22 protein-coding genes are annotated in these 22730 nt (G+C 40.8%); 14 read left to right on the plus strand and 8 right to left on the minus strand.

Annotation, left to right across the window (positions count from 1 at the left end; translation table 11 throughout):
- Window positions 1–664: 664 nt before the first annotated feature.
- Window positions 665–1267, minus strand: a complete 603-nt coding sequence (locus WG989_RS08525) for a hypothetical protein (protein ID WP_340428684.1) — start codon at window positions 1265–1267, stop codon at window positions 665–667.
- 290 nt (window positions 1268–1557) lie between these two features.
- On the opposite strand from WG989_RS08525, the gene WG989_RS08530 reads away from it, so the two are divergent.
- The gene (locus WG989_RS08530) at window positions 1558–2013 is read left to right on the plus strand and encodes a nuclear transport factor 2 family protein (protein ID WP_340428685.1); all 456 of its coding nucleotides are present in this window, start codon (window positions 1558–1560) and stop codon (window positions 2011–2013) included.
- A 434-nt stretch (window positions 2014–2447) separates the two neighbouring features.
- On the opposite strand, the gene WG989_RS08535 is transcribed toward WG989_RS08530, so the two are convergent.
- Both WG989_RS08535 and WG989_RS08540 read right to left on the minus strand, forming a co-directional pair.
- On the minus strand, window positions 2448–3908 hold the full coding sequence (locus WG989_RS08535) for an SLC13 family permease (protein ID WP_340428686.1): 1461 nt from the start codon (window positions 3906–3908) through the stop codon (window positions 2448–2450).
- A gap of 30 nt (window positions 3909–3938) precedes the next feature.
- A complete protein-coding gene (locus WG989_RS08540; protein WP_340428687.1) occupies window positions 3939–4571 on the minus strand; it encodes a DNA-3-methyladenine glycosylase in 633 nt (210 codons plus the stop codon).
- A 64-nt stretch (window positions 4572–4635) separates the two neighbouring features.
- On the opposite strand from WG989_RS08540, the gene WG989_RS08545 reads away from it, so the two are divergent.
- On the plus strand, window positions 4636–5397 hold the full coding sequence (locus WG989_RS08545; protein ID WP_340428688.1) for an EI24 domain-containing protein: 762 nt from the start codon (window positions 4636–4638) through the stop codon (window positions 5395–5397).
- Between the two features lie 127 nt (window positions 5398–5524).
- Window positions 5525–6220 (plus strand): SAM-dependent methyltransferase, encoded by a 696-nt coding sequence (locus WG989_RS08550; protein WP_340428689.1) that lies wholly within the window; start codon window positions 5525–5527, stop codon window positions 6218–6220.
- Window positions 6221–6326: 106 nt separating this feature from the next.
- Here the strand turns inward: WG989_RS08550 and WG989_RS08555 are convergent, their stop codons facing one another.
- Both WG989_RS08555 and WG989_RS08560 read right to left on the minus strand, forming a co-directional pair.
- Window positions 6327–7961: an ArnT family glycosyltransferase gene (locus WG989_RS08555; protein WP_340428690.1), complete on the minus strand. Its 1635-nt coding sequence runs from the start codon at window positions 7959–7961 to the stop codon at window positions 6327–6329.
- A 190-nt stretch (window positions 7962–8151) separates the two neighbouring features.
- Window positions 8152–9018 (minus strand): sigma-70 family RNA polymerase sigma factor, encoded by an 867-nt coding sequence (locus WG989_RS08560; RefSeq protein WP_340428691.1) that lies wholly within the window; start codon window positions 9016–9018, stop codon window positions 8152–8154.
- A 309-nt stretch (window positions 9019–9327) separates the two neighbouring features.
- On the opposite strand from WG989_RS08560, the gene WG989_RS08565 reads away from it, so the two are divergent.
- A complete protein-coding gene (locus WG989_RS08565) occupies window positions 9328–9711 on the plus strand; it encodes an START-like domain-containing protein (RefSeq protein WP_340428692.1) in 384 nt (127 codons plus the stop codon).
- Here WG989_RS08565 and WG989_RS08570 read toward each other — a convergent pair.
- The gene (locus WG989_RS08570) at window positions 9708–10304 is read right to left on the minus strand and encodes a hypothetical protein (protein WP_340428693.1); all 597 of its coding nucleotides are present in this window, start codon (window positions 10302–10304) and stop codon (window positions 9708–9710) included. The two genes, WG989_RS08565 and WG989_RS08570, sit on opposite strands and share 4 nt — an antisense overlap.
- Window positions 10305–10318: 14 nt before the next feature.
- Here WG989_RS08570 and WG989_RS08575 point away from each other — a divergent pair, with 14 nt between their 5' ends.
- The 5 genes from WG989_RS08575 (at window position 10319) to WG989_RS08595 (ending at window position 16046) form a co-directional block, all read left to right on the plus strand.
- On the plus strand, window positions 10319–11749 hold the full coding sequence (locus WG989_RS08575; protein WP_340428694.1) for an LptF/LptG family permease: 1431 nt from the start codon (window positions 10319–10321) through the stop codon (window positions 11747–11749).
- 46 nt (window positions 11750–11795) lie between these two features.
- Window positions 11796–12545 (plus strand): superoxide dismutase, encoded by a 750-nt coding sequence (locus tag WG989_RS08580; protein WP_340428695.1) that lies wholly within the window; start codon window positions 11796–11798, stop codon window positions 12543–12545.
- 81 nt (window positions 12546–12626) lie between these two features.
- Window positions 12627–13580: an endonuclease/exonuclease/phosphatase family protein gene (locus WG989_RS08585; protein WP_340428696.1), complete on the plus strand. Its 954-nt coding sequence runs from the start codon at window positions 12627–12629 to the stop codon at window positions 13578–13580.
- Window positions 13581–13918: 338 nt separating this feature from the next.
- Window positions 13919–15283, plus strand: coding sequence for a dipeptidase (locus tag WG989_RS08590; protein WP_340428698.1), 1365 nt, complete (start codon window positions 13919–13921; stop codon window positions 15281–15283).
- A 253-nt stretch (window positions 15284–15536) separates the two neighbouring features.
- Complete coding sequence (locus WG989_RS08595) at window positions 15537–16046, plus strand: hypothetical protein (protein ID WP_340428699.1); 510 nt, start codon at window positions 15537–15539, stop codon at window positions 16044–16046.
- 94 nt (window positions 16047–16140) lie between these two features.
- Here WG989_RS08595 and WG989_RS08600 read toward each other — a convergent pair whose 3' ends face one another.
- Complete coding sequence (locus WG989_RS08600; RefSeq protein WP_340428701.1) at window positions 16141–17439, minus strand: metal-dependent hydrolase family protein; 1299 nt, start codon at window positions 17437–17439, stop codon at window positions 16141–16143.
- On the opposite strand from WG989_RS08600, the gene WG989_RS08605 reads away from it, so the two are divergent.
- Both WG989_RS08605 and WG989_RS08610 read left to right on the plus strand, forming a co-directional pair.
- Window positions 17440–17589, plus strand: coding sequence for a hypothetical protein (locus tag WG989_RS08605; RefSeq protein ID WP_340428702.1), 150 nt, complete (start codon window positions 17440–17442; stop codon window positions 17587–17589). It begins immediately after the preceding gene.
- A gap of 146 nt (window positions 17590–17735) precedes the next feature.
- Complete coding sequence (locus WG989_RS08610; protein WP_340428704.1) at window positions 17736–19277, plus strand: carbon-nitrogen hydrolase family protein; 1542 nt, start codon at window positions 17736–17738, stop codon at window positions 19275–19277.
- Window positions 19278–19319: 42 nt separating this feature from the next.
- Here WG989_RS08610 and WG989_RS08615 read toward each other — a convergent pair whose 3' ends face one another.
- Window positions 19320–21491 carry a S9 family peptidase gene (locus WG989_RS08615; protein ID WP_340428705.1) on the minus strand — a complete coding sequence of 724 codons (2172 nt, stop codon included), beginning with the start codon at window positions 21489–21491 and terminating at the stop codon, window positions 19320–19322.
- Between the two features lie 144 nt (window positions 21492–21635).
- On the opposite strand from WG989_RS08615, the gene WG989_RS08620 reads away from it, so the two are divergent.
- The 3 genes from WG989_RS08620 (at window position 21636) to WG989_RS08630 (ending at window position 22725) form a co-directional block, all read left to right on the plus strand.
- A complete protein-coding gene (locus WG989_RS08620) occupies window positions 21636–22022 on the plus strand; it encodes an Hsp15 family ribosome-associated heat shock protein (RefSeq protein ID WP_340428707.1) in 387 nt (128 codons plus the stop codon).
- A 75-nt stretch (window positions 22023–22097) separates the two neighbouring features.
- Window positions 22098–22535 (plus strand): hypothetical protein, encoded by a 438-nt coding sequence (locus WG989_RS08625; RefSeq protein WP_340428708.1) that lies wholly within the window; start codon window positions 22098–22100, stop codon window positions 22533–22535.
- Window positions 22525–22725 (plus strand): helix-turn-helix transcriptional regulator, encoded by a 201-nt coding sequence (locus WG989_RS08630; RefSeq protein ID WP_340428710.1) that lies wholly within the window; start codon window positions 22525–22527, stop codon window positions 22723–22725. The genes WG989_RS08625 and WG989_RS08630 overlap by 11 nt, the downstream gene beginning before the upstream one ends.
- Window positions 22726–22730 lie beyond the last annotated feature (5 nt).

Consider the following 22730-nt stretch of genomic DNA (forward strand, 5'->3'; position numbering starts at 1 on the left):
GCTAAATATACGGGAAGAACGGACTGCTGTACATGGTTGTGTAAGACATTGTTTATTGTTTGAAGTTGGGGCTGTGAGCAGTAGTGTTTGTGGCAGCAGTAGCTCCGGCTTCTTCGGGCTCCGCTTCGCTCCGGTGCTACGCACTGCCCCTTCGTATCCGGCAGCCCGTCATCAATTCATTCAAGCGATCAACAGTTTTTTATATCACCTCTTCGGGGTTTGTTGAACGAATTGTGTTTTGTTTCTATAATACTGTCACCTCTTCGAGGTTGCATAATCCCGAAGGGATGAAATTATTATAGAAGATGATTTATAGGAATGAGGTAAAACCCTGGAGGGGTGATAAAAATGCATTTCCGTTTTTAGTTTGCTAACGAACGAAGCACGCCTCGGTTGTGTGTCCTCACCAACCGATCAGAATATCGATATTATTAGCTTCGTTTCCCTGATTTCGTTGTTGGTGATACTTCGGCAAGCTCAGTATCCCGAACAACGGCTGTGTTGCTTTTTATTCAGCAGGCATGCCAAGATGGGCGAAAGGGGTTGGAATAGGCAGCGCTCCTGTTCTTTAAAAATATACTAATGACGTGATGTTCTTTCGCCTAATTTTTAACTTGCTGCCACAGTTGCATAAAACCCTTATTGAAGGCAGCCTTTCATCCTTTCACCAATTAGGGTTTTCTTCAATCATTTCTAACAAATCTTCTTTTTCGTAGTCGCCTTTCTGTTCGTCAAAGTCGTTGTAAAAGTCTTGCAGGTCTTGCTTTGTGAAAATGGGACTTACCAAAGCTGAATAGTCCTGATAGTCTCTTACAATTGCCCACATGATGCTTTTGTAATCACCGCTTGTGCTTAATAGAATTTCTTCGGGTCCGTTATCGCAAGCCCAAAACTGATATTGTCTCACAAACCTTGCTTCAACGGATTTGAAAAACCAATCTCTTGCTTCACCATCTTCACACCATGAAGTAGAATGGTCACGAAACGTATAAAGGAAACCATTTTTAAAATCTTCAAAAGTAACAAGCTCTTCTTCAAACTTTGGAATGCCCCAACTTTCCCGATGCTGTTCAAAAAATTCTTTTGTGTCATTGCCGCCACATTGCATTCTGATAAATGAAGCTCTTGTTTTTGCGGCGTCACTGTTAAGTTCCGAAAGTTGGTCAGCAAAATTCAAATAAGTGTCAATGGTTTCAATTAAGTTATTTGTCCTTTCTTTAATAACGGTGTCAAACTGGTCAGGCAGTAACAGCAAAGGAGATGTCACGGAATTAATTTTTTCAAAGTATGACGTTCTGTTCATAATGTTATGTTACCTACAAGACGCTAAAGTACACAACTCTTCCAAGAATCAATATTTCCAACTGTTTGATTTTTCAAGAGTTGCTATATGAGTTTTTTAGATTGGTTGATAATAGGGTTGCCAACCTTCAAAAGGTTGGCAACCCTGCTAGCCAGATCACACAAACGAACAATAAAACCACATCATTATCACATCTTTCACAACGAAGCTGTTTTTATTTTTGCCCACCTTATCATTCATCAACAAATAAAAACATGTTCAAACCTTTTCATCTTCTGCCCGGATTATTTCTTATTCTTTGCTTTTCAGCAACCGCTCAAACAAAAGAAGACAGTGCAGCAATTACTCGTGCAGCATTGGATTATATTGAATCGCAACACAAACCCAACGCTTCACAAATGGAACGGGCATTGCACCAGCGTTTGGTGAAGCGCACCTTCTGGAACGACAAAGCAACAGGTAAAGATTTTCTCTACGAATATTTTGCAGAAAACATGATCATCCTTGCCGAGCGCTACAATGCCAAAGGCGATAAGTTTCCGGCTAATCCAAAAAAAGAAGTGAAGCTGCTTGATGTAAGCGACCGCACTGCTTCCATCAAACTTATTGCTGATGACTGGATCGATTACATGCATCTTACCAAACTCAATGGCACCTGGAAAATTGTAAACGTGTTGTGGCAATTCAACGATCAAACGAAACATCAATAATGGACCACCCGGTCGGCCCATGCCTCAGCATGGTCTGTCCGGGTGTTGATCAATCGTTTCTACGGAACGAAATCACACAAGTTTATAACAGCTATCCACGAATTGTTCCGATGTGACATAGCAGCAGCCAACCGACAAGCATGAATAAATAAAAAAGGCCAGCTCTATAAAGAGCCGGCCGCTCGAATTTCTTTATCTAAAAAAAAATTCGACAATGATGAATTCAAAGATGCCTCAAAAAATTGACGACGACAATAGTGCTTTTACGATTTTTGTTTATAAAGTGGCAATACAATCTGCATCGAATATTTAACAGCAATAAAAATCCCCGCCGATAAGCGGGGATTTTAGTTCAGTCAGGCTACTTAGATCGGCCAAGGTGAAATGAATTAATTGATAATTCAAAACGAAAAACCAAACGATTAACAAAGAATTTACTTCATCACACCCATCACTAACGGCAATACATACCAGCAGAATAGCGTAATGAGAATAATGCTTACAATATTCATAACCAACCCCACTTTCATCATGTCTTTCAATTTGATATGACCACTGCTGAACACAATGGCATTGGGCGGTGTGCCCATCGGCATCATTGATGCAGCACTTGCAGCCAGCGTCATAGGCAGTCCAAGCAACAGCGGATCAAGATGCAATGCATCAGCCAACGAACCGAGCACCGGTGCTAATACAATTACCTGCGCTACATTACTCATTACCTCACTTAAGAAAATACAGATAACAACGATCACCAATACAAGAACCAGTCCGTGCATATTGCTGAAACCTGCCAGCCATTTGCCTACCTGTGCCATTACACCCACCTGCTCTAATGAGTTAGCCAATGCGATGCCACCGCCAAACAATAATAAAATACCCCAAGCCATTTTTGAGGTATCGCTCCACGTTAGTAACATAGATATTTTATCATCTGCTTTTTTACCGGCAGGTGTGGCAAATAAAAACAATGCACCGATGAGTGCGATCATACTGTCATTCAATTTGAACCATCCGATTTGATTCAACAGATCTTTGGTGATCCACAACAACGCCGTGCCGATAAAAATAAACAGCACTCTTTTTTCTGCAACCGACATTTTGCCCAATGCTTTGATCTCATCGTTGATGTATCGGTTGGCTTCGGCACTGTTGCTGATGCGGCTGGGAAACATCCACTTTACCAATATAACATATAACGCAATGAGCAACAGGATTGCGATGGGCGTACATATCATCATCCAATCAATAAACTGAATATCGTAATTGTATTTCTTTTCAATAAACGCAACAAAGGCAACATTTGGCGGCGTACCAATAATGGTTGATATACCGCCGATATTACTGGCGTATGCAACTACCAACATCAATGCCAATGAAAAATTCGGAAGACTGGTGCCTTCCTGCTGATGATCTTTCATTACAGCAATTACACTTAATGCAATGGGAAACATCATCATGGTTGTAGCTGTATTACTCAGCCACATGCTTAAGAATGCGGTGGCAATAATAAACCCGAGGATAATGCGGTTGCCGCTTGTTCCGGTTTTTTGTACAATGCGTAAGGCAATGCGTTTATGCAGATTCCATTTTTCAATGGCAAGCCCGATCATGAATCCACCCATGAATAAAAAGATCACCGGGTTGCTGTACGCTTTTGTGGTTTCCTCCATGCTGCTGATGTTGAGCAATGGCAACATCACTAAAGGAACGAGTGCGACAGCGGGCATGGGTAATGCTTCGCTGATCCACCACGTGATCATAAGAACGGCAACGGCTACGGCTTTGTTTGCGGTTGCATCTAACCCGAATGGGTTAAAGAGATACGCAGCAAGTGATAAAATAATGCCCGATAAAAGAGATATCCGGTATTGATTTTTTTTAACGAACTCCATGCGATAAATATAGTTTTTAGTTCTGAAGTTCTAGAAGTTGGATAATGGGATGGCAATTTTATTAAGCGCATGTTTACTTACTTGAGGATGATCTCCAATAAAGAAACGATACAGCCATTTCGCATGTTCGGCTGCATAATCAACTCCAATACGTGGAGAAGTAAGAATGTTGAAGAAGGTTGATGCATTGTCTTCTGCCAACCAGATTTCGTTGCTTTGCAATTGCAATCCTGTATGTTGTGTGGAGATGCCCAATGCCTTACTTACATTGCCGGGGCCACGACCGATACTGCTGTCGGGTTTTTGTTTTTTGAACCTGTTCAACATGGTATTAATGCCTTCTACAGGTTCAATACCACGAATGAGAACAGCATCGGGTTTGTCTCTTACATTACAAACTACATTAAACAAATGATGAATACCATAACACAAGTAAACATATGAAAACCCTGCGGGGCCGAACATCACTTCTGTTCTTGCAGTTCGTCGGTTGTTATATGCATGCGATGCTTTATCGATGATACCTGCATAGGCTTCTGTTTCAACAATGAGCCCAACAGTAGTTTGTTGCTCAAATGTTGTGATGATATATTTCCCTAACAGATCCTTTGCGATCTGCGCCACATCATCACGCTCATAAAAATCTGTGCTGAGCTTTTGCATTTTGTTGTATTTTGCCGCCTTGGCCTGTTAAGTACACCGAATTCATTCAACTAAAACAGATCGTTTGCTAAAGGAACTTGTTATATCGGTACAGGCTTACTTCAGGGCGCATCAATTTATTGTGCGCCACAAGTTATGGAAATGGATATTGATTCCGGGCTTCATTTATATGTTGATGTTCATGGGGGGGATGTGGTTGTTCTGGAGTTCCAGCAGCGACTTTCTTGATTGGTTGTTCAATGTGGTGGGCATCAAAACATGGTTAGATGCAATGGACAACAGCTTTCTGAATTTCCTGTTCATCACCGGCAGCATCATTGTGCGACTCATTCTTTTATTCTTTTATTTTTCGCTGTTTAAATTTTTATTTCTCATCATTGGTTCGCCGGTGTTTGCCTATTTGAGTGAAAAAACAGAAAGTATCATTGATGGCAACGATTATCCGTTCAGCACAAAGCAATTGATGATCGATAGCTGGCGTGCTATTCGACTGGCTTTGCGAAACACGTTGTGGCAAACGGTTTATATCATCAGCATCTTGCTGCTTTCGCTGATTCCCGTTGTAGGTTGGATCAGTCCGTTGGTGGCATTTTTAGTAGAATGCTATTACTACGGTTTCTCCATGCTTGATTATAGTGCAGAACGTCATAAATTGAATCCGGCTCAAAGTATTACGTTCATCAGCAACAGGAAAGGATTAGCGATCGGTAATGGTATGGTGTTCTTTCTGATGCATCTTGTTCCCTTTATTGGTTGGGTGTTGGCACCGGCGTATGCGGTAATTGCAGCTACGTTGAGTTTGTATCATCCCGATGATAATCCGTAGTACTTCATCTCTTATTGCTATGTTTGCTGAACATTTACTTTGTGTTCTTTGTGTAACAGATAATATCACAGAGATCACAAAGGATTTCACCAAGAGCTCAAAGATTGATCAATAAAACTCTATTCACTTGTCAGTTGTTTATTTAATTCCCGCTCCGTTAGACGAAGAAAGTGTGCAAGTAATTCCGGCTTATGTGCTGGAAGCAGTAAAACAATGCAATGTGTTTTTTGTAGAGAACGATCGCACAGCACGTCGTTATCTCAAGAAACTGGATAAGACGCTGGTGATTGATGATTACGACTGGATCGTGATTCATAAAGCAGAAGCGCAGGTAAAGAATCAGTTGATGCAAAAGCTGAAAGCCGGTAAAACCATCGGCATCATTAGTGAAGCAGGTTGCCCAGGCATTGCCGATCCCGGACAAATATTGGTTGAAACTGCACATCAACAGGGAGCAACCATCAAACCATTGGTAGGACCAAGTTCTATTTTATTGGCATTGATGGGAAGTGGGATGAACGGGCAACAATTTTCATTTGTCGGTTATTTGCCCATTGAAGAACCGAATCGCAAACGCAAGTTGAATCAACTGGAAGAATTATCTGCAAGGCAACAAAGTACACAGGTATTCATTGAAACACCTTACCGTAACAATCAACTGCTGGAAACAATCTTGAAAGCCTGCAAACCGCAGACACGTATTTGTATTGCAGCAAATTTAACAGCAGCCAATGAAGTAATTCAAACCAAAACAGTGGCTGAGTGGAAAAAACAAATTCCGGATCTGCATAAAATTCCTGTGATTTTTTGTCTGATGGGATAAATAAAACAAGTTGCGAGTTGAAAGTTATGGGTTAAATGTTATTGAGAATGTTAGAGACTGATAGATCTTGAGAACCCATAACTCTTAACCCTTAACTCATAACCATTTACTTCCGTTTATAAAACACAAACCCATTCTTTCTTCCAATCACTTCTACTTTGTCTCCGTGTTTCTCCATCACTTCTTTTTCAAATGTATTCTTACTGATAAAGTATGTAGGCTTATCTACATTGCCGGTCAATAGCCAGTTCTCATCTTTTGCTTCTTTGCGCAGATCGGGTTTGATGCGTGTGTAGAAATATTGCGCATAGCTTTTATAGCCCAGTGTTTTGATGTATACATCTTTTCCCTGTAATGATTCGTAAAATTCAATGGCCGCATGCTGCGAGTATTTTTCAATGCGTGGTGTAAACAAGGTGAGTAATACCTGCATGGCACCAATACAGGCAATGAGTAATAGAAAAATTGCTTTTTGAAATTTCTTTTGTTGCAACCAAACGGCGCTTACAATTACTGCAATAAAAAATAACACACCCGGGATCATTAAGAAATAATTCCATTTTACATCAGCTTCCACATTGCCCATTGCAAATGCATCCTTGGTGAGCAATGGTTTGATCCAGTCGATATTGTTGCCGATCAGTGGCAATGCAATGAACAGAATACTCCAGATAATACCAATGAATAGCAAACCAAACTTTTGCCAGCCTTTCAATTGTGCTGTACGATTGACTAAACCATACACAGTTGATGCAGCTAAATAGCCAATGGGTAAATAAGTGAAGGATGAATAATGGACGATCTTTGTTTTTACGATGGTGAAAACGACCAATATCACGATCAACGATGCGATCATAAACATGCGGAAATATTGCTGATGCCTGTTTTCGTGCAGTTGATTTTTATAACGGAAGATCAGCAACGAAGCAGGAAAGCAACCGATGAGCACCACCACAAAATGATACAACAAAAATCCACCGTGCCCTGCATCTTTTGTTTTGAACAAACGAATCTGGTAAGTGATAAATTCATTTACAAACCACCAGCCATGCTGAGCGATCTCTAAGCCAAACCAGATCATCGTTACCAACAAAACGATCAATCCCCAACTAAGATAATATTTGATCGATACCCAACCTTTCCATCGATTAAAGAGAAGAAACAAACCATAACTCAGTAATACCACCAGCATTGCAACCGGGCCTTTGGTTAAAATAGCAACGCCTGTAAAGAACCCTGATAAAACCAAATGCGACATAAAGTTTTGTCGCTCCTCTTTCGCAGAAAGAAAACGACTGAGAAAATAAATGCCCAGAAAAATAAACAGGTTGAACCACGGATCGATGATGCCACTTTTGAAATACAGGTGCGGCAAAAATGTTCCGGCATAGATCAACACCCACCAAAAGGCAAACCGTTCATTATGTAATCGTTTGCCAATTCCAAAAAGAATTAAGAGTGTTGCTATACCGCAAAGTGCATTCGGGAGCCGTGCAGCAAATTCATTTACACCAAATAGTTTCATTGCTGCCACCTGCATCCAAAAAAATAAGGGTGGTTTTTCCCAGAAGGGTTCATAGTTGATCTGCACCTGCATGTAGTTGTTGGTCTCGATCATTTCACGTGCACTCTCAGCAAAGTTGATCTCGTCCCAATCAAACAACGGCACATTGCCAAGCGAATGAAAAAATAATAACGCAGCAACTACTGCAATGAGTAAATACGATGCAAGACGGTTCATGGTAATTACGAAGATAAAGAAACTGAACGTTCATGAAAGGTTGCCAGCCTTTTTGTACAAAGGGTTGCCAAGCTTTTTGCAAGTGTATTATTTCATTCTAATCCTTAAGGTTGGCAACCCTGACTAAATTTCCTCAATAAAAAAAACGGGAGCTGAAAGCTCCCGTTCCAATTGCGTAAAGTTTATTTCATTAGCCTAGATATCCTTTTAAGAGTTTACAACGGCTGTTGGTCTTTAATTTACTGATGGCCTTGTCTTTGATCTGGCGTACACGCTCACGTGTTAAGTTAAAGCGTTCGCCAATATCTTCCAGGCTCAATGGATGATCAACACCAATACCAAAGAAATAACGGATCACATCCTGCTGGCGCTCGGTCAATGTTTTAAGCGACCGTGTGATCTCTGTTTGCAATGATTCTGTGTGATCCAGTGCACCATCTGTTGCTCCGGCATTTGGATTTTCCATCACATCCATCAATGTATTTTCTTCACCATCACTCAATGGCGAATCCATACTTAAATGGCGGGATGAAATACTGAGAGTTGATGATACTTCTTCAATTTCCAGTTCCAGCATTTCTGCCAGTTCCTCAGCTGAAGGTTCACGTTCGTACTCCTGTTCCAGTTGCGAAAAAGCTTTGTTGATGCGATTGGTTAATCCCACTTTATTCAGCGGCAAACGAACAATACGTGATTGCTCGGCCAATGCCTGCAGAATACTTTGACGGATCCACCAAACGGCATAGGAAATAAATTTGAAACCACGGGTCTCATCAAAACGTTGTGCCGCTTTGATCAATCCTAAATTTCCTTCATTGATAAGATCGGGGAGTGAGAGGCCTTGATTCTGGTATTGTTTTGCAACAGATACAACAAATCGAAGATTAGCTTTTGTTAAACGATCGAGTGCACGTTGGTCACCTTGTTTAATTCGTTCAGCAAGTTTTACTTCCTCTTCCGGAGTAATTAATTCCACTTTCCCGATTTCCTGCAGATACTTTTCAAGACTCTGCGATTCACGGTTAGTGATAGATTTTGTGATTTTGAGTTGGCGCATGCTCATAAGCTTTGGTTTTAGGTTACATTGATGTGTTTCATAGTTCCGGACCACTTTTCCCAGATTATGTAATAAATCACAAAGAAAAACCTTTACATTACCTGAGTATTTGGCCTTAAAACTGACTCCTAATTTAACCTTATTTGCTAAATCAGCCAAAAAAAAGCCCCGTCTGGCTTGAATTACGGGAAAAATACTTGGTTTTGTTTAACTGTTTCAAAGTTTAGGTTAAACAGGATTTAGAATTTAAAATTTTGATTACTGAGTTATTTTTTTATTATTGCACCAAATCGCTTTGCGAAACTGAAAATGAGTAAGAAAGTTTTATACACACTGGAATTTCCCGTACGGTGTTCGCCCGGTATTTTATATGAATTTTTAGCTACACCCTCAGGGCTCCAGGAATGGTTTGCTGACAGGGTTGATGAACGTGATGGTATTTATTCTTTTAATTGGGAAGGCTCAGACGAAAAAGCTGAAATGCTGGAAAGTGAGCAGGATAAATTTGTACGTTATCGTTGGTTGCATATGGCCAAAGACGAATATTTTGAATTCAGAATAGAACGCACAGAGATTTCCAACCAAACTATTTTGCTGATCAAAGATTTTGCTGATAAAAAGGAAATCAAAGACCAGAGCAGGTTATGGGAATACCAGGTGAAAGATCTGTTTCACCGCATCGGTAGCTTTTAATTTTCATAAAGGAGCTGCATCAATTGCTGAAACGATTGTTCCAGTAAGTTTTCTGCATTTTCCCATTCTGCAAAACTGTGTTGAAATGCGATCTTCAGTATCCTTTTTTCTGAAAGGTCAGTTGCATTATTTCTTACGGGCTGCATGTTATCGCTTCTGAAATGATGCATCCATTCCTCATCACCCACATTGATCCATGCATTGTTGTAAGATGTGGCAAGCAGTTGCTGCTGTATATTACTTCTGAATTGTTCGAGATACATTCCTTTCAATTGCAGTGTAATACTGAAAAAATTTCCCCACCAGAAAAACGTACGGATAGCCAACACGTTTTCTTTTCCAAAACAACGTGGATAATCCAGCATCACATAGGGAAGGCCTTCATAATTTTCTCCTTTGGATATTTTGGGCGATGCTAATAGTGTTTCAGCAGGTAATAGTTGCAGCGGTGAATGTGCCTGATACTGTTCACTCAGTTTCCCAAACAACACATATACTTTTTCGATGATCCGGTTCTTTGTTAAAATCCATTCAGCATCTGCTACTAATTGCTGCTCAAAAGCCGAAAGACTTACATTTGCTGAATCCTGCATAAAAAAGAAGATCAGTGATTAAAAAGTTAGACAAACTTATTATAAAAGCATTTATCGGGCCCTTTCTTGCCACATTCTTTATTGCTTTGTTTATCCTGGTTGTTCAATTCTTCTGGTTATACATTGATGATTTTGTTGGGAAGGGGATCGATACGTTTACATTACTGCAATTCATAGCTTATGTAAGTACCACGCTGGTGCCGCTTGCATTGCCGCTAGGTGTGTTATTATCTTCTATCATGACATTTGGTAACCTTGGTGAATCGTTTGAGTTGGTTGCCATTAAGAGTGCCGGTATTCCGCTTATACGCTTTATGCGGCCGGTGCTGGTTGTATCTGCATTACTGGGCTTGGTGGCGTTTGCATTTGCCAACTATGTAATTCCCGTTGCTGAATTAAAAATGCGCACACTATTGTATGATATACGTGTAGCCAAACCCGCCTTTGATATCAAAGAAGGAATTTTTTATAAGAAGCTGGATGGATATACGATCAAGATCGGCCGGAAAGAAAACGATTCCATCATTTACAATGTGGTGATCTACGAGCACAACTATTCACTGCAGGATAATATTATTCTGGCAGAAAGAGGCACCATGACCATTTCACCCGATCAACGCTTTCTTGCGTTTAATCTCAAAAACGGATGGCGTTACCAGGAAAAAGGGAATGCAGGTACAACCGAAACAGAATATTATCGACTAGGATTTCGTGAGTACAAAAAAGTATTTGATCTCAGTTCGTTCAAACTTAATAAAACAGCGGATTCCACTTTCAAGACCTATTACAAAATGCTCAGCTTAACACAGCTGAATACGGTGGTGGATTCGTTGCAGGATAAAGTAAAAAGCCTGCATGTAAAGTCCCGTCGTGATTTGAGGCCAACACTTCCGTTGCAATCGGTGCCGGATAGTGTTTGGAAAAAACATAAACCTGTTGCTAAGAAAGTAAAGACGATGGAAGAACTGATCCCGGATTCATTACGTCGTAATGTGTATTCGTATGCCATGTCAAAAATTTCATCGGCAAAAAGCTCGGTTGAATTTTTATCGTACGATTATGCTGAACAACAAAAACAGTTGCGCTTGCATAAGTTGGAACGGCATCGCAAATTCACGTTGTCATTTGCCTGTATTGTTTTGTTTTTAATTGGAGCACCACTTGGTTCTATTATCCGTAAAGGTGGGCTGGGCCTTCCGCTGGTGATATCGGTATTCTTTTTTATCGTATTTCATATTGTGAACACTACCGGTGAAAAATTAGTAAAGGAAGATGCCATGCAACCAATGGCCGGTATGTGGCTGTCTACAGCCATATTGATACCGATCGGAATTTTTCTTACATGGAAAGCCATGCAGGATTCAAACCTGTTCAATGCAGAGTTTTATTACCGTACCCTGCGAAAGTTGAAACTCAATCGATTTCTGAAAGAAAAGCAACAGTAGGGTTCAACGCATTAGGTTGTACCTTGTACATACAAATCAGTTTATTATGCCACAACATATTTCACGCCGCCGTTTTCTAAGTCAGTCAACAAAAACAACAGTTGCTGTAACCGCAGCAGGTATTGCAGGGGCCGATCTGTTAGCAGGTTGTGTTTCACCAAAAGTAGTGGGTGGCTCAGCAGCATTTGTTGGGTTTGAACAAACGCCATTGCCGTATGCATACAAAGATCTGGAGCCGGTGATCGATGCCCTGACGATGGAAATCCATTACAGCAAACATGCTGCAGCATATGCCAGCAATCTCAACGATGCAGCAAAGGCAGAAAACGTCGATAAGTCGAAACCACTGGAATCCATTTTCAGTAATATCTCTGCTTATTCTGCCAAGATGCGTAATAATGCCGGCGGCCATTACAACCACGAATTATTCTGGCGTTGTATGAAGCCTAACGGTGGCGGGCAACCTACCGGACAATTGCTCACTTCCATCAATCAATCGTTTGGAAGTGTTGAAGCATTTCAAACACAGTTTACCGATGCAGGGAAAAACCGTTTTGGCAGCGGATGGGCCTGGTTGTTTGTTGATGCAGATAAGAAACTGCGTATTGGTTCTACACCTAATCAGGACAATCCCCTTATGAATGTAAGTGATATAAAAGGTACACCGTTGCTAGGGCTCGATGTGTGGGAACATGCGTATTATCTCAAATACCAGAACAAACGTCCGGATTATATTGCTGCCTGGTGGAAAGTCGTGAACTGGGATTTTGTACAACAACGTTTTGCTTCATTGTAATTTTCCTTATACTTATTTCCCACTTTGCAGTATTGCAATGACTGTAAGGAAGCGTTACCTTGATGGATAAACTACTGCATCATGAGCACGGTTACCATTGCTACATTCAATTGCGAAAATCTATTTCGCCGTTACAGGTTCAATAAAAATCTCACAAAAGAACAAATAGAGAAGCGGATTGCTGATGGTTTTATTATTGATAAATCTGTTTTATCAACCGTTAACCAAACAGAACGGAAATTAACAGCAGATGCTATTAAGGCCACTAAAGCAGATATTGTTTGTTTGCAGGAAGTAGAGAATCTTGATACATTGAAAAACTTCGTTTCAGAATATCTTTCATCAAGCGGGTATAAATACAGAATGCTAATTGATGCTAACGATCCACGCCTCATCGATGTAGCCATCATCAGCAAAATTCCTTTCGACTATGTAAAAACACATCAGTACTTAAAAAGCGGAAGCAGTGCTGTTTTTTCAAGAGATTGTCTTGAAGTGGAATTTTTGATTGCGGGAAAACCGCTGACTGTTTTTGTGAATCATTTCAAATCGATGTATGATGCAAGTAATCTTTCACCTGCACAAAAAAGAGCAAAAACAGCAGCCCGGCGTGAACTGCAAACACAAGCGCTGCTCAATATTATCAAACAGAAATATAAAAACAATCCTGAGAAGGATAATTGGGTTGTAGTGGGTGATTTGAACGATTACCCCGATGATAAAACAAGCTTGAAAGAAATGCTGAATAGTGCGTGGATGGAAAACGTTGTGCAAACGAGAATCACAGATGTTGCTGAACAATGGACGCATTACTGGGATACAACAACTGTTCCCATTGAAGAGCGCTACAAACAGATCGATTATATTTTTCTTTCAAAACAACTGGCAACAACAAATCCTGCTGCTGTGCCACTTATTGTTCGAAAAGGACTGATCACCAAAGCAACACTTTACACCGGGGCCCGGTTTACAAATGTTACCGATAAACAAGGTGCATCCGATCATTGCCCCGTTGCCATCACAATAAAACTGTAATAAAGAAAAATCAAAAAAGACTTGCAGAGAAGCAGGAAGCTATTAAATAGTCACAGCCCCTGCAGAAAACATCTTCACAAAGCAAGCAAGCGGGAAGTAGAATCTGCAGAGGCTGTTATGGATGCAATATTAACGAAGGAACCAGTTCAAAGTTGCACAAGTTTTAAACATTCATTTTTCTTTACATTTCTTTAACCTCTGGCGCAAAAATTGTCAATGTTCTGCAATACGATCGCCATTCAAACAGAGAGTTCGGCAAAACTTGGCAACCACCGTACGAACCCCTACTTTCGTACCCCGATTTGAAATCCGGAACTTCTAAACTCAAATTATTATTTATGCAGGCTTGGAAAGATTACCAGGAACAACACAAAGACCGTTTTTTAAACGAATTGCTTGACCTTCTCCGCATCCCTTCGATCAGCGCCAAAACTGAAAACAAGGCCGACATGATCCGTTGTGCAGAAGTGGTGAAACAGCGTTTGCTGGAAGCCGGTGCTGATACAGTAACGATTTATGAAACAGCAGGTCATCCATTGGTGTATGGCGAAAAGATCATTGATCCATCCAAACCAACCGTGTTGGTGTATGGACATTATGATGTGCAACCGGCCGATCCGTTGAATTTGTGGAACAGTCCGCCGTTTGAACCTGTGATCAAAGACGGAAAAATATTTGCACGTGGTGCCTGCGATGATAAGGGACAGTTTTACATGCATGTAAAAGCGTTGGAAATAATGCTTCAAACCAATTCGCTCACCAACAATATTAAATTCTGTATTGAAGGGGAAGAAGAAGTGGGCAGTCCGAATTTGGCAACGTTTGTAAAAGCGAACAAAGAATTATTAAAGGCCGATGTAGTACTCATCAGCGATACAGCTATGCTCAGCATGGAACATCCTTCGCTTGATGTGGGCGTAAGAGGTCTTAGTTATATTGAAGTGGAAGTAACAGGACCTAACCGTGATTTGCACAGTGGTGTATACGGTGGTGCAGTTGCAAATCCAATTACTATTTTAGCAAAGATGATCGCCAGTTGTCACGATGAAAATAATCATATCACCATTCCCGGTTTTTATGATGATGTGGTAGAAGCAACACCGGAAGAACGTAAGCTGATGGCAGCTGCGCCGTACGATGAAAAAGAATACAGTGACGATCTGGGTGTAACAGAACTCTGGGGTGAAAAAGGATTTACAACCAATGAACGCACGGGCATTCGTCCAACACTGGAAGTAAACGGTATGTGGGGTGGTTATACGGGTGAAGGTGCAAAAACAGTTTTGCCTTCAAAAGCATTTGCAAAAATTTCGGCACGTTTGGTTCCAAATCAGTCTTCAGAAAAAATTACCGAAAAACTGTTGACCTATTTCAAATCCATTGCACCGGCCGGTGTAACAGTGGAAGCACACGAACATCATGGTGGCGAACCATACATGACGCCGGTTGATAGCAAAGCGTACAAAGCTGCTGCTGCTGCTATTAAGGATACATTTGGAAAAGATCCGATACCGGTACGTGGTGGTGGAAGTATTCCTATTTGTGCATTGTTTGAACAGGAGCTGGGAATTAAAATTGTGTTCATTGGTTTTGGATTGGATAGTGATAATCTGCACAGCCCGAATGAGAAGTACGATATTTTTAATTTTTATAAAGGCATTGAAACCATTCCGTATTTCCATAAACATTTTTCTGAAGCGTAATTTTTGCCACAAGGGCATTAAGACACAAAGGCATGAAGAATTTTCTTCGTGCCTTTTTTTGTTTACAGCTTTTGTATTTTATGGCTTCGTTTCCTGCCTCAACTGAACGGGGGAGACATCTCTATAAATGAAAAATGTCTGAAATTCACTGGTTGGTCAGGCGACCAACAAAGGCGCAGAGCTGCTGCCTTATTTATTGGTGAGGCGATCAGCAATGACAAACAATTTATATTTGGTGAAACATTCGTATTGTATGAAAATCTTCATCACGCTTTTTGCTGTTCTTTGTTTTATCAGTTCATCTTCTGCACAAACCAAAAAATCAACTGCACAGTTTGTAAAACATGATACACTTCTTTTACGTGCAGATGAATGTAAATGGATCATAAAACCGTTGGCTGCAACTGCAACAGGAGAATCCGTTCCACAACTTCTTCTTACGGCCATTGAAAAAGGAACCATCAAAGCTGTAGATGTACAAACCAATCAACCGATCCCCGCTAAAGAAATTTTTACATGGCGCATTGAAACGGTGACAGAACAGGTGGTTGACAGTACAGGCAATATTGTTCAAACGAATATTTTGCAGCCGTTGCGTACAGCCGATCATGTAATCGGAATTAAAATTTACCAGGATTGGTATTTTGATGGCACAACTAAAAAATTTCATTCTGTCATTCAATGGATCGAGCTGGTAGAAGAAGCACGAAACGCAGGAGGTGACTTGATCGGCGATAAATCTTTTTGCAGGATTTATTATTAAAACGCAATTATAAATTGACGTCATCGTATCGTTGAATAAGGAACGGCTCGGACATTTGCCCGAGCCGTTCGATTGTTGTCATCAGAAAAAAATCTTACAACACCTGCATCCCATCTTTCTTATACACTTTCCCTTCCTTCATTACAAATACAACTTTTTCCATCGATTTTATATTGTTGATCGGGTCGCCATCTACTGCAATAATATCAGCGATCTTTCCTTTTTCAATGCTGCCGAGTTTATCCCAAATACCCAATAACAATGCCCCGCTCTTGGTTGCACTTTGAATGGCTTCCATCGCCGGCATACCTGCTTCGGTCATGTACACAAATTCGATCCAGTTTTTACCATGGGCAAATACACCGGCATCGGTGCCAAAAGCGATCTTTACACCGCCTTTGTATGCTCTTGCAAAGGTTGCTTGTATTTTCGGACCTACTTCCAATGCTTTGGGTGTTACAATACTTGTATAATAGCCGGGAATTTTTGCACTGTCGGCTGTTGATTTGCCGGCAATGATGGTAGGTACTAACCAGGTGCCGTATTCTTTCGCCAATGCAATGCCTTCATCATCCATGTAAGTACCATGTTCAATACTTGTAACGCCACCTTTAATGGCACGTTTGATACCTTCGGCACCATGTGCATGTGCAGCTACAGTAAAACCATAATCTTTTGCAGTAGTAACAATGGCTTTAATCTCTTCAATGGTAAACTGCGGACTCGATCCATCTTTTGCCTGGCTCAATACACCACCTGTTGCAGTGATCTTGATACAATCACTTCCATCTTTGTAGCGTTGACGAACTGCATGTGCCGCTTCTGCTGGTCCGTTGATGACACCATCATTGGGACCGGGGTCGCCCATCAGATCTTTTCGATATGAATTCGTGGGATCAGCATGTCCGCCTGTTGTAGCAATGGATTTACCTGCAGAAAAAATGCGGGGACCAATTACCAATCCTTTGTTGATCGAATTACGAAGTGAAAGATTCACCAGCGATCCACCAAGATCACGAACCGTTGTAAAACCAGCCATCAACGTCGTATGTGCATACACTGTACTTTGAAAAGCAATGTCGGATGGATTCATGGTAAAGCGATCGGCCGCTCCGCCTTTTTTTGTTTCACTCTCCATGTGCACATGCATATCCATGAGGCCGGGCATCACGGTTTTGTTTTTGAGATCGATCACTTTGTCTTGCGCAGCAGCAGTTGCAAAACCATTCACCACATCGGTGATCAGATTGTTTTGTACAATAATGGTAACGTTGTTTACAACCTTTCCATCTTTTGTATCAATAAGTTTTCCGCAATGGATCAATGTGCGTTGTGCTGTTACCTGTAACAGAAACAGGAGGAATGTAAGTGTAGTTAAACTGATTTTTCTCATATGCAATTGTTGTTGACGGAAGATAGTATTTTTTTGATGGAAGTATGGCAACGATGCAGCAGCCAAACATGTTTGTTAGGTGGTAACGGTCAACGAAAAGGAAGAATGAGCATTCTTTCGCTTATCTTGTACATTCAGTTTTACGATTGAGGCAACCATTGATGCTGTTTTTTTCGTCATCAGGATCTCAAGCCGGTGACCAGATGCAGATAACTTACTCCCGATAACTGTACAGGTTATCGTTTTCCGTTACCAATTGATAAATGGCATTCTCAATCATTATTTATTCTAAAATTATGGATACAGCAACAATAGAAGTACGAAAATTAACGATCGATGATTATCAGCAATTGAAAGATTCGATGATACAGGCTTATGCCAGTTTAGGCGGACAGTACTGGAAAGAAGAATCACTTGCCAAACTCATTGAAAAATTTCCTGATGGACAGATCTGTGTAACAGTGGATCAGAAAGTAGTGGGTTGTGCACTCTCCCTGGTAGTGGATATTAACCGCTTTGGAGATAACCATACCTATCGGCAGATCACCGGTGATTATTCGTTTGGTACACATGATCCGGATGGTGATGTGTTGTATGGGATCGAAGTATTTATTCATCCCGAATACAGAGGCCTTCGTTTAGCACGACGATTATATGATACACGAAAAATTATTTGTGAGAGTCTCAACCTGCGGGCCATTATGGCTGGCGGACGGCTTCCGAGTTACAGCAAGTATGCCGCAGAGCTTACACCTAAACAATACATTGAAAAGGTAAAGAAACGGGAATTGCATGATCAGACCCTGAGTTTTCAACTGGCCAACGACTTTCAGATCAAAAAAGTGATTCATAATTATTTGCCGGAAGATAATGAGTCGATGGGGTATGCTACACTGTTAGTATGGTACAATGTTTTTTATGAGCGTGCTTTTAATCCCATGAAAGGGAAAAAAGAAATGGTGCGGATCGGTTTGATCCAGTGGCAGATGCGTCCTTACGATAAACTGGAAGAACTGGTAAACAACGTTGAATATTTTATTGACGCTGTGAGTGATTACCAATCTGACTTTGCCGTACTACCTGAATTGTTTAATGCGCCTCTGATGGGCAAATACAATCATTTGCCCGGGCATAAAGCCATCCGTGAGCTGGCCCAGTATACTGCACCGCTGGTAAAAGAAATTTCACGACTGGCGATTTCGTATAACGTAAATATTATTGCAGGTAGCATGCCCGACTTAAGGGATGGCAAATTATACAACGCCTGTTATTTTCTGCACAGAGATGGCCGCATCGATTGTTACGATAAAATTCATCCCACACCTTCCGAAGAATATGAGTGGGGTATTGAAGGTGGTAACAAACTGAAAGTATTTGATACCGATTGCGGGAAAGTTGGTGTGCTTGTTTGTTATGATGTAGAGTTTCCTGAACTGGCACGTTTACTGGCAGATCAGGGGATGAAGATTTTGTTTGTTCCTTTCCTTACCGATACGCAGAATGCGTATAACCGTGTACGTTACTGTGCACAGGCAAGAGCAATCGAAAATGAATGTTATGTAGCAATTGCAGGTAACGTAGGTAACCTGCCGAAAGTGCATAATATGGATCTGCAGTTTGCGCAATCAGCTGTTTTTACACCGTCTGATTTTGCTTTTCCTGTAAATGGTATCAAAGCAGAAGCATCACCCAATACAGAAATGATCGTGGTAAGTGATGTGGATCTGTCGTTACTGCAGGAGTTACATGAATACGGCAGTGTACAAATTCTGAAAGACAGAAGACATGATTTGTATAAGCTGGAGTTGTTGAAGAAAGAAGAACCAAAAGCAGAATAATAAAAAAGGGATAGCGATTGTGCTATCCCTTTTTCGATCTTTTTATCTTGCCTCCGGCGGACACTTTTCTTTTAAATACGCAGTATACAGTTTCGATAAATGTTGAAACGTACCGGCTCCTTCGCTGATGCTGTGTGTACGATTTGGATACGGCATGAACTGAAACAGCTTGCCTTGTTTGATCAATTCATTCACCAATACTTCAGCATTACTGTAATGCACATTGTCGTCACCTGTTCCATGGATGTACAATAAATTTCCTTTCAGATTTTTTGCATAGGTAATAGGAGAGCCTTTGATGAAATCATCCTTATTCTCCTGCGGCAAACCCATGTAACGTTCCTGGTAAATATTGTCGTAAAACAATTGATTGCCTACTGCTGCAACAGAAATACCGGTTTGAAACAAATCAGGATATTGAAACAGCAGATGCAGGGTTGATGACCCGCCACCACTCCAGCCCCAAACAGCAACACGGCTTGGGTCGAGATAAGAACGATCGGCCAATAATTTTTTCATGCCCATTGCCTGGTCACGGATGTTGATACGGCCAATTTGTTTGTAAATACTTTTTCTCCACTCCGCACCTTTTAATGTGGGTGTACCACGGCTGTTGAACGATACATAGAAATAGCCCTGTGCATTCATATCGCCACTAAACAGAAAGTTGTTGCCTGCATAAAAATCATCTTCTACAGTTGTTGCTGCAGGCTCGCTGTACACATACAATACAACAGGATATTTTTTTGCAGGATCATAATTTTTCGGTTTGCTGATCCATCCATCCATCGTTACACCATCTTCAGTAGTGATGGTAAAAAATTCGAGATTGTCTTTTTGAACGGGCTTTATTTTCTTCAACAGGTCATCACCTGCAATGGGCTTGTGCGCCGGCAAACTAATGATCTGTGAAGATGGAGCAACTGTGCGACTGGTGAAACGATGTACGCCAACCAAACCATTCGGCGCCAGTTCATAACCATTCGTACCGTCATAACCTGCAGGTGTTACACGTACAGCTTTACTTTTGCCATCCATGGTTACTTTGTAGAGATAACGTTGCGTTGCATTATCAGGTGATGCAATAAAATACAATTCATTCTTTGCTTCATCTACTGCACTGATGGTTGCAATATCATAGTTGCCGATCGTGAGCAATGTTTCTTTTCCATCACGTGTTACCTTGTAGATATGACGCCAGCCATCTTTTTCGCTCACCCATAAAAACGACTTTCCGTTTTCGATAAACTCCCAGCCACGTGGGTCATCATCGTTCCAGCGGCTTTTGATATCGATCCAGGCTTTATCTGTTTCGTTATGAAAAAGTTTTGCTTCGCCTGTTGACGCATTACAGAAATATAATTTGCTTTCGTTTTGTTTTCGGTTGAGTTGCTGTACAATCAGTTCATTGGTGCCGCTCCATTCCATACGAGGCAGATAATTATTTGCAGGATCGCCGGGAATATTCATCCACTTAGTTTCACCTGATTGCACGTTCACAACACCGATCTTCACCGGCGAAGGTTGTTCACCCACTTTCGGATATTCAACCGGAATTACTTTTGAATAATTTCCATCGGTTGTATTGAGCATAAAGTAATCTTTGATCTGGTTGGCATCTACCTGCCAATATGCGATACTCTTGCTATCACTGCTCCAGCGAAAACCATCTCTGCAGCCAAACTCTTCTTCGTACACCCAATCAAATGTGCCATTGATGAGTTTTTTGGTATTGTTGGTAGAAGTGATCGCTTTCGATTTTCCCGAAGCTAATTCTTCCACATAGAGATTGTTTTCGGAAACATATGCTGCCAGTTCTCCGTTTGGAGAAATTTTAGCGTAGAGCAGACTTTGTGCGGGACGATCTTTTCCGATCTGCTGCAACTGTTTTGCAGGAATATGATAATACCAGTAATCACCACGTGTATTGTAGCGCCACACCCTTGCAGTGTTTGTGAAGATCAACACGCCCTGATCGTTATTATTTACTTCAAAATCAGCAACGGTGAGTTTGTTGCTGTTTGTTTTTAAAACGTCGGCCGCAACCAGTACAGTTTGTGCGCCTGTTTTGAAATTGACCTTTACAATATTGTTCTTGTCGTTTTCATAACTGCCGTTGCCGTCTTTTGTCCACTTGATCTTATCCGGTTTAAACTGGGCGATTGCGAAAAGTCCAAAGACCAAAAAACAAAATCCAAGAAATACCTTCTTCATAATTGTTGATTTGAGTATTCGAATATAATCAAAACACAAATCGTAATACCCAATTTCATTGAACTGAATAATTGTAACATCGGACACCACTACATCAATGCTGTATCAGATTATTACTTGCTTTTGGTATAACTTGCAACCGTTATGGAAGAGAAAGAAAAACTCCGCATCGATAAATATCTCTGGGCCATCCGCCTGTTTAAAACACGTAGCCAGGCCGGGGCCGCCTGCGATGGCGGGAAGGTGAAATTCAATGGCGATGCCTGTAAAGCCTCAAAGAACGTAAGTATTGGCGATGAATATGAAGTTAAGACCGAAGCCAAACGCTGGCGTATTAAAGTAACCGACCTGTTGTATAAACGTGTACAATACAGCGAAGCCATCAAACATTATATTGATATTACCCCGGCCGATGAATTAGATCGTATTAAGTCTGTTGCTTCTTCGTTCCACACCGGTAAGCGCTTGAGTAAAGTGGGACGGCCAACCAAACGGGAGCGTAGAGATCTGGATGGATTTATGGAAGATTAACAATTATTTTCTGGAATTGCTATGAATTGTGTAAGGTATACTTTACATTTAATTTGTCAAGTAAACTTTACACTTATGAAATTACGTTTTCTTTTTCCTGCCAAATTTAAAAGGGCTGGTGTTTTGATGGCGCCATTGGGGTTTGTTGTTTGGGTATTGATTCAGAAAAACATCATTCAGATTGAAGAACAAGGAATCAAGACGATCATTCTGGCAACAGCTTTTTTTAGTTTTTTGATTGGCTTGATATTTCTTGTTTTATCAAGAGAAAAAACAGAAGATGAATACACGCAGAAGGTAAGATTAGAGTCATACCAATTTGCGGCCATGTTCCAATTTTTTATTCTTCTTTCATTAACCTTTCTGGTAATTTTTTTTGAAAACAGATTCGGAAAGCTGGTATTTGAAAAAATGGCGATACTGCTGATTCTATTATTTTGGCTCGTGTATTTTATTCGTTTCAACAGCATCCTTTATTTTTCGAAATCGTTCAGAAGAGAATATGAAAAATAAAGTAAAAGAGGAACGGCTGAAGCAAGAGTTCGCTCAAACAGAATTTGCAGATCAGTTATCGGTTTCCAGGCAAACCATTCATGCCATTGAAACCGGTAAATATGTTCCTACAACTACGCTTGCATTGAAAATTGCAAAGCTGCTCAACAAAAAAGTGGAAGAAATCTTCATTTTAGAGAAGGGCGATTGATCGAT

The organism is Lacibacter sp. H407, assembly GCF_037892605.1.
GTDB lineage: Bacteria > Bacteroidota > Bacteroidia > Chitinophagales > Chitinophagaceae > Lacibacter.

Coding starts and splice junctions, on each gene's coding strand:
- WG989_RS08530 (WP_340428685.1), top strand. CDS start 1,558: ATGTTCAAACCTTTTCATCTTCTGCCCGGATTATTTCTTATTCTTTGC.
- WG989_RS08535 (WP_340428686.1), bottom strand. CDS start 3,908: ATGGAGTTCGTTAAAAAAAATCAATACCGGATATCTCTTTTATCGGGC.
- WG989_RS08540 (WP_340428687.1), bottom strand. CDS start 4,571: ATGCAAAAGCTCAGCACAGATTTTTATGAGCGTGATGATGTGGCGCAG.
- WG989_RS08555 (WP_340428690.1), bottom strand. CDS start 7,961: ATGAACCGTCTTGCATCGTATTTACTCATTGCAGTAGTTGCTGCGTTA.
- WG989_RS08560 (WP_340428691.1), bottom strand. CDS start 9,018: ATGCGCCAACTCAAAATCACAAAATCTATCACTAACCGTGAATCGCAG.
- WG989_RS08565 (WP_340428692.1), top strand. CDS start 9,328: ATGAGTAAGAAAGTTTTATACACACTGGAATTTCCCGTACGGTGTTCG.
- WG989_RS08570 (WP_340428693.1), bottom strand. CDS start 10,304: ATGCAGGATTCAGCAAATGTAAGTCTTTCGGCTTTTGAGCAGCAATTA.
- WG989_RS08580 (WP_340428695.1), top strand. CDS start 11,796: ATGCCACAACATATTTCACGCCGCCGTTTTCTAAGTCAGTCAACAAAA.
- WG989_RS08585 (WP_340428696.1), top strand. CDS start 12,627: ATGAGCACGGTTACCATTGCTACATTCAATTGCGAAAATCTATTTCGC.
- WG989_RS08590 (WP_340428698.1), top strand. CDS start 13,919: ATGCAGGCTTGGAAAGATTACCAGGAACAACACAAAGACCGTTTTTTA.
- WG989_RS08595 (WP_340428699.1), top strand. CDS start 15,537: ATGAAAATCTTCATCACGCTTTTTGCTGTTCTTTGTTTTATCAGTTCA.
- WG989_RS08600 (WP_340428701.1), bottom strand. CDS start 17,439: ATGAGAAAAATCAGTTTAACTACACTTACATTCCTCCTGTTTCTGTTA.
- WG989_RS08605 (WP_340428702.1), top strand. CDS start 17,440: ATGCAATTGTTGTTGACGGAAGATAGTATTTTTTTGATGGAAGTATGG.
- WG989_RS08610 (WP_340428704.1), top strand. CDS start 17,736: ATGGATACAGCAACAATAGAAGTACGAAAATTAACGATCGATGATTAT.
- WG989_RS08615 (WP_340428705.1), bottom strand. CDS start 21,491: ATGAAGAAGGTATTTCTTGGATTTTGTTTTTTGGTCTTTGGACTTTTC.
- WG989_RS08620 (WP_340428707.1), top strand. CDS start 21,636: ATGGAAGAGAAAGAAAAACTCCGCATCGATAAATATCTCTGGGCCATC.
- WG989_RS08625 (WP_340428708.1), top strand. CDS start 22,098: ATGAAATTACGTTTTCTTTTTCCTGCCAAATTTAAAAGGGCTGGTGTT.
- WG989_RS08630 (WP_340428710.1), top strand. CDS start 22,525: ATGAAAAATAAAGTAAAAGAGGAACGGCTGAAGCAAGAGTTCGCTCAA.